Source organism: Sideroxydans sp. CL21, assembly GCF_902459525.1.
GTDB lineage: Bacteria > Pseudomonadota > Gammaproteobacteria > Burkholderiales > Gallionellaceae > Sideroxyarcus.
Window position 1 is genome coordinate 1905513 of the sequence record NZ_LR699166.1, and the last position, 14501, is coordinate 1920013.

Sequence of the window (14501 nt, forward strand, 5' to 3'; positions counted from 1 at the left end):
CGGACTCAGAGCAGGACTGGACTGTCCGGCAGTTCGTTGATCTTGCCGGCACCGATTTGCGGGTAATGTTGCGCAAGATGGCTGCCCACGCTGCGAATTCCGGCAATGACGCCTTGTTCGAACTTGCCCTGACGGAATGCGTTCTCCATCTCCTGACAGACCGCTTCCCAAATTGCCGGGCCAAGCCTGACGTGAATGCCACGATCCGCAACGATCTCGACTTTCCGGTCGGCAAGCAGCAAATAGATCAACACGCCGTTGTTATGTTCGGTATCCCAGACGCGCAGCTTGGAAAAGACTTCGATAGCCCGTTCGCGCGCGGTCTGTCCGGCAAGCAGGGGCTTGATATCCAGGGCAGCTTCAACCGCAAATCGGATCTGTCCAGCATGCATCTTCTCCGCTTCGGCTATGGCATGTTCGATGTTCTCCAGCGCCTTGCGCGGAAAGACTCGACGCATCGCAGCATGGCTTACCGACAGGTGTTTAAGGATACGTTTGAAGTTCATTTACCAGTCTCCCGAAGCACCGCCACCGCCAAAACCTCCACCTCCCCCGCCAAAACCCCCACCACCGCCTCCGCTACCCCATCCTCCTCCACCGCCCCAGCCGGAAGGAAAAGACGAACCGCCGCCCCCCATCCCGAAGAGCAGGGATAGCACGAAGGCTACAAGCGCCGCGGCAACCGCCCAGCCGATCGAGAGCAACATCACCCATGCCAGAGCGCCGATCACCCCGCCAACGATCAGACCGCTGGGAAGCCGTCCCAGCAACTGGCGCAAAATAATATTGCCCATCATGAAAATCACGAATCCGGCGCCGATCAATTGACCGAAGTTGTCCGATCCGTCGCCGGATTGCGAGGACGTCCGCTGTGACGGAGGCGGCAATGGTTCACCGTCGATGACCTTGATGATCGCGTCCACACCTGCATCGATGCCTGCATAGAATTCCCCGCGCTTGAAATCCGGACCTATGATCTCCGACACGACGCGTTTCGCCGTCGCGTCGTTCAGTGCGCCTTCCAGCCCGTAACCGACCTCAATGCGCAGTTTGCGGTCGTCCTTGGCGATGAGCAGCAACACGCCGTCATCCACGCCTTTGCGCCCAAGCTTCCAGACGTCGACAACACGGATACCGAACTGCTCGATTGTCTCAGGCTGCGTGCTGGGCACAAGCAGCACGGCGATCTGCGACCCTTTGCGGGATTCGAATGCCGCCAGTTTGGTTTCCAGCGCCTGTTTCTGGGTGGCATCCAGCGTGGAGGTGAGATCGGTTACGCGCTGAGTGAGTTTTGGAACGTCAACCTCTGCTTGCGCTGTGCCGCAAAGCAGTAGCGCAAGCAGAATAAGCCGCGTCCAGAAATGGTTCATTTATTTTGCCGGTGCTGCCTTGGGTGCCGAGAAATCCACCGTCGGGGCCTTTGATACTGCCTTCTCGTCCTCCACGGTGAACGAAGGCTTGACGCTGTAGCTGAACATCATGGCGGTCAGGTTGGTCGGGAAAGAACGCGCCAGCACGTTATAGGCCTGCACCGACTTGATGTAGCGATTACGGGCGACAGTGATGCGGTTTTCCGTACCTTCCAGCTGCGCCTGCAAATCACGGAAGACCGCATCCGATTTCAATTGCGGGTAGTTTTCCGTCACCATCATCAGCTTGTTCAGCGCGGAGGTCAGTTCACCCTGTGCCGACTGGAATTTGGCGAATGCCTGCGGGTCATTGATCAATGCCGGAGTGGCCTGAATGGTGCCCACCTTGGCCCGCGCTTCGGTCACGCCGATCAACACCTCTTTTTCCTGCTGGGCATAACCCTTGACCGTGTTGACCAGGTTCGGAACCAGATCGAAGCGGCGCTGATACTGGTTCAGCACTTCGGACCAGTCGGCCTTGACCTGCTCGTCATTCTTCTGAAAATCGTTGTAACCGCAACCGCTCAGCAATACAGTCATCAAAATCATCAACAGAACACGCATTTTAGATCTCCTTAAAGAAACTGGGTTACATCCGTAAAAACTATAGCACTAAACGGCTTGCCCGGCGGCATAGCCAGATGCCCACGCCCACTGAAAGTTGTAGCCACCAAGCTGTCCGGTGACATCCTGTACTTCACCGATGAAATACAGGCCCGGCACATTGTTGCACTCCATCGTCTTTGACGATTGCGCATGTGTATCCACGCCGCCGCAGGTCACTTCCGCTTTGCCATAGCCCAATGTGCCGGTCGGTGTGACCTGCCAGTTCTTCAACTTTTCGGCCAGCGCGCGCAACTCCTTCTCCGCATACCGGTTGAGCGGTTTGTTCTCCATCCATTGATTTGCGACGATCTCGGCAAAGCGCTTTGGCAAATATTGTGTGAGGAAGTTGCCCAGCAACATTTTGCTGCTGCGGTGTTGCGTGAATATTTCGCGCAGGTCGTGATCCGGTAACAGGTCGATGGAGAGCGGCTTGCCATGTTCCCAATACGAGGAAATCTGCAGGATGGCCGGTCCGCTCAACCCGCGATGGGTGAACAGCAGATTCTCGCGAAAACTCTGCTTGCCAAAGCTCACCGCCGCATCCAGGGAAACACCTGCCAATTCGCTGAAAGCTGCCCATTCCCCGGGATGAAAGCTCAGCGGAACCAGCCCCGGTTTGAGTTTGGTCACCGGCACACCGAACTGCTCGGCGATTTTGTAACCGAACGGCGTCGCGCCGATCTTGGGAATGGACAGGCCGCCCGTAGCGATGACCAGCGACCCTGCCCTGAATTCTCCGCGCGACGTCGACACGCGGAAGGTATCGCTACGCTCAATCTTTTCCACGCTGCATGGCATGCACCAGTGTACGCCCGCCGCATCGCATTCTCCCTTAAGCATGGCGATGACGGCTTCGGATTCATCGTCACAGAACAATTGGCCTAGCGTCTTTTCGTGGTATCCGATACCGTGCCTGTTCAGCATGGCAATAAAGTGTTGCGGTGTAAAGCGTGCCAACGCGGAACGGCAGAAATGCGGATTCTGCGACAGGAAGTTTTCCGGTTTGGCATTGAGGTTGGTGAAGTTGCAGCGCCCTCCGCCCGAGATGCGTATCTTCTCCGCGAGCTTCGATGAGTGGTCCAGCAAAAATACCGACCGGCCGCGTTGAGCTGCTGTCAAAGCGCACATCATGCCTGCCGCACCTGCCCCGATGATCAGTACATCGGCTTGTTTTTCGTTCATCAGGGTTGGGCTGAGTTGTGCTGGATAAATTCGCTTACGGTAGCCCGAAATTCCAGCGGCGCAATGATGCTTATGTTGCCGTGTTCGCCACCTTCAACCAATTTCAAGGTTTTCGGTTGCGGTGCATTATCGTACAGGCGCTGGCTCATCTGATATGGAACAAGACGATCCCATGTGCCGTGTATGAGCAGTATTGGAATCTTCAAACCGTGTATTTTTTCCAGAGAATCGAAGCGCTGGTTCAGCAGAAATTCAACCGGCAAATACGGGTATTCCAGTTTGGCCATATTGATCATTGAGGTAAAGCTGCTTTCAGCAATGATCCCGGCCGCTTCAGGGTGATGGACGGCCAGGTCGATGGCTACCGCGCTACCCAGCGAATGTCCGTAGATGAATACTCGTTTGGGATCGCAGGCCCGTTGCTTGATCAAGTAGGTCCAGGCCGCTTCGGCATCTTCGTATACCTTGAGCTCCGCAGGTTTTCCACCCGTGCTTTTGCCATACCCGCGATAATCGATCGTCAGCAGGTTGTAGCCCATGCTGTGCAGGCGAGCCACTCTGTCAATGTCATGCGCATATCCGATATTCTTGTCATTACCGTGCAGATAAAGGAGGGTAGACGCATTCTTGTCATCCGCCGGAATCCACCAGCCATACAGATCTCCATGTTCTGCGCCGTTTCCCGACGGAATATGAATTTCTTCGAATTTCATACCCAGCCGATCGGGAGTTGTCTGCAATAACGACCTGGGCACGAAGATATAATGAAGTTGCGTCGCCCACATATAAGTGCAGGCCAGTATATAAGCTGTCATCAACAACATCAGCGTCCAGCGGATGCGGCGGGACCACTTCAGGATCACGCCCGTCCTTCCAGCCTTTTCCATACACACGCTCCCTTGCTTGCTTTTTCAATGTCTTCCAATTGTGCATTATGCAGCGACAACTCATCCTCGCTTGCAGACAGTACCCGGACGCTCAAGCAGATCGCTTCGCCGGCTGCAGTAAATTGCACACCATCCGCATCGCTGCTTTCTTCGCCCAGCAGGCTTTCCTGCCCGCGCGTCATGCCCAGATATACTTCCGCAAGTAATTCAGTATCCAGCAACGCCCCGTGCAAGGTGCGGTGAGAGTTATCGATCTGGTAGCGGTCACACAACGCATTCAGGTTGTTCTTCTTGCCGGGGTGCAACTCCTTGGCAACTTTCAGGGTGTCGATCACCGGATTGTTCAGTGTCGGCAGTCCGGCCAACGATAATTCCGCATTGAGGAAACCGATATCGAAAGGTGCATTGTGGATGATGAGCTCTGCTCCGGCGATGAATTCCAGCAGTGCAGCAGCGATTTCGGCAAACTTTGGCTCGTTCTGCAATCGATCCAGCGTCAGGCCGTGCACTGCCGCCGCGCCTTCGTCTATCTCGCGTTCCGGATTGATGTAACGGTGAAAAGTGCGATCCGACACTTTGCGTCCGTTCAATTCGATGGCCGCCACTTCGATGATGCGATGTCCCTGCCTTGGATCGAGACCGGTCGTCTCGGTATCCAGTACGATCTGCCTCATGCCTGCCCCTTCAACGTTTCTATTCCCTTATTGGCAAGCTGATCCGCCCGTTCATTGCCGTCATGACCGGCATGGCCTTTGACCCATATCCATTCGACATGATGCTGTTCAGCGAGGGTATCCAATCTGCGCCACAGATCTTCGTTCTTCACAGGTTTCTTGTCTGCCGTCTTCCAGCCGCGCTTCTTCCAGTTATGCACCCATTCGCTGATGCCCTGCTGCACATATTTCGAGTCGGTATGCAAACGTACCTTGCATTGGCGTGTCAACGCTTCCAGCGCGGAAATCGCCGCCAGCAACTCCATCCTGTTGTTGGTGGTATGTGCCTCTCCTCCGCACAACTCCCGTTCCTTGCCTTTGACGCGCAACAATGCGCCCCATCCGCCGACGCCGGGGTTGCCCTTACAAGCTCCATCGGTAAATATCTCGACTACGTCATTCATCTTGTCCATTTTTCTTTTGTGTCACGCCCTTGTTCAATTTCGGTGATGCCGGTAACAGGTTCCTTACCAATCCATTGTTCCATTGCGGCTTGATCAGGCGCATGCCAGGTACACGCTTGATCGCATGCAGAAAATACACGCCACCACTGACCGCCCACCAACGGTCGCCCGCCTTTTCCATGAAGGAAAAGCTTTCCAGCCATTTCGTATGATGCAGAGGCGGCGCATAGGCGGCGAAACGTCCGCCGGCCACTTCAAAACCGAGCAGAGCCAACCAGTCTTTCAGTCGGGGGAGCCTGATAAAGTGCCCGCACCACGGATAGCCTTGTTTTCTGCCCAAGGCGCGATGCATGCCCCAAAGACTGAAAGGATTGAAGCCGCTGATGATGAGATTCCCCTCGGGCCTCAGCACGCGTTCCACTTCGCGCAATATCTGATGCGGATTATCGGCAAACTCAAGTACATGCGGCAACAGCACCATATCAAGGCTGTCGCAGGCAAAAGGCAATTCGTCGCAGCATATGCGCACGTCGTTTCCAGGCTGATTTCCCGCAGCAAAGCGCAACGGCATACGGCTGCTGCGCAGGAAATCGCATTCCTGCAAGCCCACCTGCATCGCGTTGAAACCAAAAATATCACTCACCGTATGGTCAAAATAGTCCTGCTCGCGCGTCAGCACATAGCCACCCTGTTCGCTGGCGAACCATTCACTCAGACTTTGCGCAGTTAAATTACAATTAGGCATCCGATTCCTGTTTCGATCATGCTGACCATTACCACCATCCCCGCTTTGCAGGACAACTACATCTGGTTGCTCCACCTTGGACGCCATGCCGTCGCGGTCGACCCCGGCGAAGCGGCTCCCGTACTGGATTTCCTGCAGGAAAACAAGCTGCAACTGGATGCGATCCTGTGTACCCACCGCCACCATGACCACATCGGCGGCATCTCTGAATTGCGTGAAGTATATAACGTGCCGGTGTACGGGCGGAAACATCCGAATAACCCGCACATCACCCACGACTTGCGCGAGGGGGACCGGCTACGACTCGACACACTGGACGCCGTTTTCGACATCATCGAGGTGCCCGGCCACCTTGACGATCACCTCGCCTTCATTGCACCAAGCGTCGTGTTTTGCGGCGATGTGATGTTTGGCGCGGGCTGCGGCAAAAACTTTGAGGGGACGCTGGCACAGTTGCACCATTCGCTGCAGCGCCTGGCCACACTACCTGACGAAACGCTCGTCTATTGTGCGCACGAATACACCGCCTACGACCTGCCTTTTGCCATTGCCTGCGAACCCGGCAACCCGGATATCCAGCAACGCAACCTTGAAACCAACTTGTTGCGTGCAGCAAACCGCCCCACGGTCCCTTTCACCATCGCATTGGAAAAAGCCACCAACCCCTTCTTGCGCTGCACCAGCCAGGAACTCATACAGACCTTGCAGTCTCGCGGCCTGGTTGATACCAGTGAACTTGCCGTATTCACAGCCTTGCGCCAGTGGCGCGATCGTTTTTGATTGCGGTAAAAGTCGTTCTAGTTTATTCTGCGCGCCCTTTCGGAGAGGTGGATGAGCGGTTTAAGTCGCACGCCTGGAAAGCGTGTGTGGGGTAATACCCCACCGCGGGTTCGAATCCCGCCCTCTCCGCCACGAGTATTTACGCTATTGGAATGATAATAGCTGCATGTTTTTTTATAGTATTTTCAGTTTCCGCACCACCCCGGAAATTTTCCGTACCTTGCAAAACTTGAGAAAACGAGCAGCAGACTTTAATTTCAAATAAGTAGCGCTTACTAAACGCCGCAAACAAAACGGGGAAGGATTTCGCCTTCCCCGCCCACCAGACTGAATAGGCTGCATTTTTCTGTCAGTTCAGATCAGAAGTAACAGGCTCGATGAGACAAAGCTCCAGCTGAGCAAAGTGAGATACATCATCGCTGCCCAAACCACCATACCCGCAGCCAGGATCGATCCGGACAACAACATCGCATGGCCCTCTTCCTCGACCTTGAGGATAGCCGGAACACAGTAAAAAATCAGTACGCCGGAAAGCATCATCGCCGCCGCCGCTATCGTGAGGTTGAGCATGAAGCTGGGGATGAACAGGAACAGTGGTGCGAGCCATAACGGCGTCGGCACCACCACCGCCAGCTTGTATGCATCCTCGAAGGCGGGTTTGATGTCAACCACTGCGCCCAAGCGTTGAACGATGAATGCGATGACGAAGGTCATGACCATTTCGGTCAGGAAGAATGCAACGCCGATCGTCTGCAATTGAATTTCGGTAAGGGTCGGCAACAATTGCCCACCATACATGACGCCTGCGTAATGCATCATCATAGGCGGGATTATGGAAAGCGGTAGTGCGTAAAGAAAAAATAGCTTTAAAACAGATACATGACTATGAGTTAACGTATACCACCCCCCAAAATTGGGCATGTGGGGTAAATGGAGTTGTGTCATGGCAAACCTCCTAACTTGTAAAGTTTCGGAGCCATATAGACCACAATAGCTGATAAAAGTTACATGTTATTTTTTTATCTAAACAACAAGCAATTGATACAACTTTATTCTGAACTTAGCTAGGTATGGAGGAGCTGTTATGACGCGGAGATTCCTGATTTAAATCTTAGGAGATTGGTCGAAAACTTGATGCCAGCCTGAATCATCAGACCAGCCATGCACAAAATTTTTTAGTCGGATAAAATCAAATCAACCTTGGTGCTCGCAAGCTTCCAGCTCTTCTGCACTAAAGAGAAATGGATCCACCTTGGATGCTTCATCGCGCCTTTGCGCCAATACGAGTAGATGTTTCGCTTGTTCGATCTCTCTTGTGTTCTCTTTCTTTATTGAAGCAAGAAGCCATTGGCCAAGATAAAAACCTCCGATTGCACCGGCTATCGCTCCAAAAAACCCCAATATCCATTGCCCAATAATTAAAGCACCTATCGAAGAAGTGACAGATAAGTACCAAGGTTGTTTTTTTGCTTTCTCGATTGCCTTTGACACTTCCTCTTTCGCAAAGGAAACATCCTGGTCGCATTTCTGAAGGTAAAGTCGATCAAGCTTACCGGTTGTGGTAATCAATTGTTTTTTGAGTTCAATATCCGGCACAGAATAATAGGCTGCTCTCAATTTATCCGGAGCGCCGGTTTCTCGCGCATGGTTAACGGCGTCCGTGATGCCCGCCCTTTGCTCAAGTAAGCTGATCAAAGCACTCAGCTTGTCAATTTCCCGGTTAATTTCATCCTCTCCCATTTGCAACTCCTGTGGTGATTTTTAGTAAATTCCAGCCTGTTTTTCTTAGCCGGTAACTCGCAGACCATTATATGCTGGCGTAGCATACCGAATATTCTCATCTTACGACTCTTTGGGATATAACCTAAGCATTCCAGTGACAACACACTGGCTGAATCCAAGAACGGTCGCGTTCATCTTGGGTTATGTGTGTGTAGTTCATTTGTGAAATTTCCACGTTAACTGGGAGCGTCTAGATACATATCTGCTACCGCCTGATGAACTGGATGCGGTTGCAAACCTGATGCTGAATGCCTAAAAGTATCAATCGTTGTGATTCTTCTGACGGCAGAAATTAAGGTATTTCATAACTTCGCTTCCAGCACTCCGAACTTTGCTAAGAGCCCCTTGGCACTATGATTGGGGGCAGGTCAGGTACAATTGCGCTTATACGCTAACAAAACTCATATCAAACATGGCCTTCAAGGATAAATCGTATAACCTGCGCACTAGGGCTGAAGCACGTCTTAGTGAAAAGCAATCAATAAATTCTGTAAAAGACGGCACGGATCTTAAACGGATACTGCACGAACTGCAGGTTCATCAGATCGAACTGGAAATGCAGAATGAGGAATTACGAGCTGCCCAAATCACATTGGAAGAATCACGAGATCAATATTTTGACATTTTCGAGTTTGCTCCAGTTGGATACATCACACTTGATAATAAAGGGATAGTCAGTTCAATCAATCTGACTGCCTGTTCACAGCTTGGTTTAGAACGAAATGATCTGATAAATTCTCGTTTCTCAAAGTTCATCTCCCCGCAGGATACAGATCGTTGGTATCGCCTGTTTATAAACATGATTCAAAAGCCGGATTTTGAAAAACAATCCTTCGAAATTGAAATGCTACGCGGTGATGCGTCAAGGTTTTATGCCCATTTAAGCTGTCAAAGTAGGGAAGCTGAAAACGCACGACCTATCTTGCGTATCGCCCTAGTTGACGTCAGCGAGCTTAAAGTTGCCCAAGAAAATTTGCGTAACAGCGAGGAATATTTACGCTTGCTGTTTGAGAACTCACCCACCAGCATGGTCGCCATCGACCCTAGTACTAGTCGTGTTGTTAAAGCGAATCTTAATGCACTAACCATGTGGGGTTACGATTCAAAAGAAATTCTGACCAAGACCATAGATGACTTGACCCACCCTGACGATCTGATGGAATCCAGGTTGCGGAATGAGCAACTATTCAAGGGAATAGTCGATCATCTGAATTTCGAGAAACGCTACATCAGAAAGGATGGAAGCAGCTTCTGGGCTGAAACAAGAGCATCAACCCTGAAAGATGCTAGAGGAAAGGCAAATATCTATATTGGTAGCACCATAGACATTAGCAAGCGTAAAGCAGCGGACGAAGCACTGAAAGAAAGTGAAACATTTTTGCGTCTTAGTCAGGAAGTTGGCGGGGTTGGCAGCTGGGAAGCCGATCTGATCAACAATAAGCAGATATGGTCAGACAATTGTATTGCCTTGCTTGGATTTCCTCCCCTGAAAAATCCGACGTGGGAGGACTTTCTGGAGTTGGTGCATCCAGATGACCGTCAACTGGTGATTGATGCCACACAAGCGCATCTTGATCATAGAACAAAATACGATGTGGAGTTTCGCGCGATTGCAAAAAATGGAGACATTCGCTGGATGCGTTCCACTGGCCAAGCCGAACGCGACGCAAACGGCAAACCAATTAAAATGCGTGGTATCGGTCAGGACGTTACCGAGCACAAGCGAGTCGATGAAGAACTGCGGATTGCTGCCGTAGCCTTCAAATCCCAGAGCGGTATGATCATTACCGATTCAAATGGGGTAATCCTGCGGGTCAACCCAGCCTTTACGCGGTTGACCGGCTACAGTGCAGATGAAGCAATCGGAAAAACACCAGCACTGCTCAGCTCGGGTCGCCAGGATAAATTTTTCTATCAGCGCATGTGGAAATCGCTAAAGACAGAAGGGAACTGGCAGGGAGAAATTTGGAATAGACGCAAGAACGGACTGATCTATGCCGAGATGCTCAATATTGCAGCAATTATTTCGCCCGAGGGGAATATCACCCATTACGTTGGTAGTTTTACCGACATCACCGAGAATAAAGAAGCAGAGGCTGAAATTCATCGTTTGGCCTACTACGATCCTCTCACCAAGCTTCCAAACCGCCGACTGATGCAAGATCGCCTTGGTCAAGCAGTTGCCGCATCTGCACGAAGTAATTTATACGGCGCAATCTTCTTTATTGATCTGGACAACTTCAAGGCACTCAACGACACACGAGGTCATGATGTAGGTGATTTGCTGCTAGTCGAAGTGGCGATGCGTTTACGGAAAGCCGTCCGCGAAGGTGATACGGTGGCACGCCAAGGCGGAGACGAATTCGTGGTATTGATGGAAGATATGGGTGAAGGAATCGATGAGGCAGCTGCCCTAGCCAAACACCTAGCTGACAAATTGTGTGAGGTTATTGACCGTCCTTTTGTGCTCAACAGTTATGAATACCATTGCAAGCTCAGTATGGGAATCAGCCTATTTAATGATAAGGATACGGTTGAAAATTTGCTCAAGCATGCCGATCTCGCGCTTTATCAAGCCAAGAATGCGGGGCGCAATACGTTGCGATTCTTTGATCCAGCCATGCAAGCAGCGCTGGAACTGCGCAGTGCTCTGGAGGCTGAGTTGCGACAGGCAATCGAATTTAATCAATTACGGCTTTACTACCAGCCACAAGTTGATTCCAAGAAGTGTGTCATAAGTGCGGAAGCTCTGCTGCGCTGGCAGCATCCGCAGCGCGGACTAGTGCAACCGGATGATTTCATCGGGGTTGCCGAGGACACGGGTATTATTTTGTCAATAGGTCTTTGGGTGCTGGAAACAGCCTGCACCCAACTTAAAACGTGGGAGAACGATTCACGTACGAGTATGTTGCAAGTCGCAGTAAACGTAAGCGCCCGGCAATTCCGGCAGCCTGATTTTGTTTTGCAGATACAGAAAGTCCTTGAAGATAGCGCTGCAAATCCAGTTTAGTTGAAACTCGAACTGACAGAAAGTATGGTCCTGGAGGATATAGAGGACACTATCGTGAAGATGCTGGAAATCAAGAAGCTGGGCGTCAGATTTTCGATGGACGATTTTGGCACAGGTTTTTCTTCTTTGTCCTATCTGGCACAGTTGCCGCTGGATCAGCTCAAAATCGATAGATCTTTTGTGCGCAACCTTCCTGGCTCCAGAAACGACGAGACGATAGCGCGCACGATTATTACGATGGGTATGGGATTAACCATGAACGTGATTGCAGAAGGAGTGGAGACTGAAGCTCAACGCGATTTTCTGGATGCCCATGGCTGTGATGCATATCAGGGATATCTTTTCAGTCGTCCTTTGTCACTTTTCGGCATTAAGGCGCCACTGATTTCCGCCGTAATGGCGCCACTTTGAAGTGCCAAATCAGGGGCTCAAACTGGGGGTAAAGAATGCGTGAAATGAGCTGTTTTTGCAATCGCATTTTCACTCTGTTTTGCTGCTGGTGTAGCTGTTTCAGGCTTGAGTAGGTTTGCCTCCTTTCCCTGTCGGCGTTTTTGACCTTTCCGGCATTGGCTTCGGGTCGCGGTAACTCTCTCCATCCAGCACCACGCGATACGCACCGTGGCGCAATCGGTCCAGCGTCGCTGCGCCGATCATTTTATTTGCGGCGAATGCTTCACCCCATTCATCAAAGTCGAGATTGCTGGTCAGAATGGTGGCGGCACGCTCGTAGCGTTCGGCGATCAAGTCATGGAAGTCTTCATCTTCAGGCGAACGCAAGGGTTTGAGTCCGAAATCGTCAATGATCAGCAGGGGCACTTTGACCAGGGATTTAAATCGCCGCGCATAATTGCCAGTCGCCTGAGCTGCGCGCAAGCTGCTCAGGAGCTGGGTTTGCGTGATGAACAGCACGTCATAGCCCTGGCGTGCAGCCGCATGACCCAGCGACTGCGCCAGGTGACTTTTGCCGGTGCCGCACGGACCCACAATCAATACGGCGACTTTCTCTTCAATGAAACGGCAAGTCGCCAGATCATGGACTGCCGAGCGGTTCAGATTGGGAAGTCGGTCGAAATCGAATCCTTCCAGTGTTTTTTGGTTACGGAAGCTTGCACGTCGTAGTCGCATATCCAGTTTCTTTTGCTCCCGCCGGGCGACTTCGTCATGAATCAGCAAGCTGAGGAAATCGGTGTAGGCCAGCTTGCGGTCGATGGCTTCGCGGTTGCGGGCCTCGAGTGAGTCCAGAATGCCGGACAGGCGCAGTTGTTTGAGCAGGGGTGTCAGTTCGGGAATTGGATGCATGATGGTAGTCCTCATTGAAGAATGGTTTGGGTATCGCGGCAGAATCGGCCGCCTTGGGTGTATGTGGTGGCCAGTGCGTCGAAGGCTGCCAGCGGCGCGAGCTGATCCAGTCCCTTCTCAAGAATGATCTTGACCACCTTGTAGCCCGGCGTGCCGTAATGGTTGGCGCGCTGGCAGGCCGCTTCCAATCTGGCTGCGCCGTATTTCTGTTTGAGCCGCAGCACGCCCTGTACAGCACGCATCTTGATCAAGACATGGTCGCCGAACATGGCATGCACCATGGCATGGCAGGCCGGACCAATCTGCAAGGCCGATTTCAAACACCACTGTGTGTCCTGCATTTGCCACGCCTGCGCTTCGGGCGGCATATGGTCGGTCACGGTGTCGCGCAGCCCTTTCCCCGTCAGTCGCACATGGCTGGCAACCGCTTCGTGTTCGCGGTACAGCGTCACCATGGTGCCGGTCGCCTTCAACCACAGGTCGCATCCGATCAGCCGGAACGGCACCGAATAGTGGTTGGTCTCGTATTGGACGTGCGCGTCACGGTGGACTTTGACCTTGGCCCAGCTGGCCAACTCAGGTGGAACGCTGGGCAAAGCATTGAGCAGGCTTTTCTCCACCTCGGCGAAGCGTTTGAGAGGGGCTTCGCGGGTCGTGCCGTGAATGCGGTTGCCCGCCTCGTTCATCACCCACGCCTGCAACTGGCGGTTGGCGTCATCCAGATCGCGGAATTCGCGCAGCGGCAGGAAACTGCCCTTGATATATTTGACGCCTGCCTCAACGATTCCTTTTTTTTGTGGATCCCGTGGAGGACAAGGATCGATTTTGAACGCATATCCTTCCGCACATTCGGCATACGCCCGTTGCACATCCGGCTCATAGACGCAGGCTTTGGTGATGGCGCACTTGGCATTGTCGATGATGACGCGTGAGGGTACGCCCGAGAACGACTCAAACGCACGCCGATGGCAGCCCAGCCATGTCGCCACGGTCTGGTCGCGGACAAACTCGGCATACTGGTGACGCGACCAGCACAAGGTCATCACGAAGAACCAGGTCTTGAAGATCTCGCCGGTGTACACATCGGTGATGAGCGGACCAGCACCGAAATCAACCTGAACCGCTTCGCCAGGCTTGAACGTCAGGCGTAGCGGAACATCCGGCTGCTGCAGGGAAACGAGTTGCCCCAGAAAGCGATACATCGAGGAATAACTGCCGGTAAAACCGTGATTGCGCACCAGCGTGGCGTGGATGGTGGTGCCCTGAATACCGGCCGCATGCCACTTGGTGATCTGATCACGCCAGGGTTCCAGCGTTGAAATACAGCTGACAGGCAATGCCTCCCTGCGCTCAAACAGCGTGGACAGCACTCCGTCATCGGGCAAAGGAAACTCGGGGGCAAGCCAGCCACGTTCGCTGGCGATCTCGCGAACCTGTGCGAGTTTTTTGCGTCCCATCGTTTTGGACCGGGCAATATCCCGATCAGAATCGCCTTGGCGCATGCGCACCAAAACATTTCGGTACTGATACATCTCGAACCTCCGTTTAGTCACAACCTCTCCCGGCAAAATGCCGGAAGTCTAGTTGCTTAATGAAAGTTCGAGCCCCTGATCAGGGTTCAAAGTGGCGCCTTAACGCCGGAAATCCTGTGGCGCCATTACGCCGGAAATAAAGTGGCGCCTTT

General features: G+C 52.5%; 13 protein-coding genes, 1 tRNA gene and 1 pseudogene. 3 read left to right on the plus strand and 12 right to left on the minus strand.

Translation table 11 applies throughout. From position 1 onward, the window contains the following. Positions 1–5: 5 nt before the first annotated feature. Genes QOY30_RS08880 through QOY30_RS08915 form a run of 8 tightly spaced genes read right to left on the minus strand, consistent with a single transcriptional unit; the run spans position 6 to position 5946 of the window. The gene (locus tag QOY30_RS08880; protein ID WP_283744261.1) at positions 6–506 is read right to left on the minus strand and encodes a TPM domain-containing protein; all 501 of its coding nucleotides are present in this window, start codon (positions 504–506) and stop codon (positions 6–8) included. Further along, on the minus strand, positions 507–1370 hold the full coding sequence (locus tag QOY30_RS08885; protein ID WP_283744262.1) for a TPM domain-containing protein: 864 nt from the start codon (positions 1368–1370) through the stop codon (positions 507–509). Further along, complete coding sequence (locus QOY30_RS08890) at positions 1371–1973, minus strand: LemA family protein (RefSeq protein ID WP_283744263.1); 603 nt, start codon at positions 1971–1973, stop codon at positions 1371–1373. It lies immediately after the preceding gene. A gap of 48 nt (positions 1974–2021) precedes the next feature. Then, entirely contained in the window at positions 2022–3197 is a 1176-nt protein-coding gene (locus QOY30_RS08895) for a BaiN/RdsA family NAD(P)/FAD-dependent oxidoreductase (RefSeq protein WP_283744264.1), read from the minus strand. After that, positions 3197–4084, minus strand: a complete 888-nt coding sequence (locus tag QOY30_RS08900; protein WP_283744265.1) for an alpha/beta hydrolase — start codon at positions 4082–4084, stop codon at positions 3197–3199. Before QOY30_RS08900 ends, QOY30_RS08895 begins: the two co-directional genes overlap by 1 nt. After that, entirely contained in the window at positions 4057–4758 is a 702-nt protein-coding gene (dnaQ, locus tag QOY30_RS08905) for a DNA polymerase III subunit epsilon (protein ID WP_283744266.1), read from the minus strand. The genes QOY30_RS08900 and dnaQ overlap by 28 nt, the downstream gene beginning before the upstream one ends. Next, positions 4755–5210 carry a ribonuclease HI gene (gene rnhA / locus QOY30_RS08910; RefSeq protein WP_283744267.1) on the minus strand — a complete coding sequence of 152 codons (456 nt, stop codon included), beginning with the start codon at positions 5208–5210 and terminating at the stop codon, positions 4755–4757. The genes dnaQ and rnhA overlap by 4 nt, the downstream gene beginning before the upstream one ends. Continuing rightward, positions 5194–5946 carry a class I SAM-dependent methyltransferase gene (locus QOY30_RS08915; protein WP_283744268.1) on the minus strand — a complete coding sequence of 251 codons (753 nt, stop codon included), beginning with the start codon at positions 5944–5946 and terminating at the stop codon, positions 5194–5196. Before QOY30_RS08915 ends, rnhA begins: the two co-directional genes overlap by 17 nt. Positions 5947–5964: 18 nt before the next feature. Between QOY30_RS08915 and gloB the strand changes: the two genes are divergently transcribed. Beyond that, positions 5965–6726: a hydroxyacylglutathione hydrolase gene (gloB, locus tag QOY30_RS08920; RefSeq protein WP_283744269.1), complete on the plus strand. Its 762-nt coding sequence runs from the start codon at positions 5965–5967 to the stop codon at positions 6724–6726. A 41-nt stretch (positions 6727–6767) separates the two neighbouring features. Next, positions 6768–6858 (plus strand) — tRNA-Ser (locus QOY30_RS08925). A 222-nt stretch (positions 6859–7080) separates the two neighbouring features. Here QOY30_RS08925 and QOY30_RS08930 read toward each other — a convergent pair. Continuing rightward, positions 7081–7671: a YIP1 family protein gene (locus tag QOY30_RS08930; protein WP_349496685.1), complete on the minus strand. Its 591-nt coding sequence runs from the start codon at positions 7669–7671 to the stop codon at positions 7081–7083. Positions 7672–7920: 249 nt separating this feature from the next. After that, a complete protein-coding gene (locus tag QOY30_RS08935; protein WP_283744271.1) occupies positions 7921–8466 on the minus strand; it encodes a hypothetical protein in 546 nt (181 codons plus the stop codon). Positions 8467–9064: 598 nt separating this feature from the next. Here QOY30_RS08935 and QOY30_RS08940 point away from each other — a divergent pair. Then, positions 9065–11929: pseudogene (locus QOY30_RS08940) on the plus strand (EAL domain-containing protein). A gap of 99 nt (positions 11930–12028) precedes the next feature. Here QOY30_RS08940 and istB read toward each other — a convergent pair. Continuing rightward, the gene (gene istB / locus QOY30_RS08945) at positions 12029–12817 is read right to left on the minus strand and encodes an IS21-like element helper ATPase IstB (protein ID WP_283742936.1); all 789 of its coding nucleotides are present in this window, start codon (positions 12815–12817) and stop codon (positions 12029–12031) included. A gap of 11 nt (positions 12818–12828) precedes the next feature. Beyond that, entirely contained in the window at positions 12829–14349 is a 1521-nt protein-coding gene (gene istA, locus QOY30_RS08950) for an IS21 family transposase (protein ID WP_283742935.1), read from the minus strand. Positions 14350–14501: the final 152 nt, after the last annotated feature.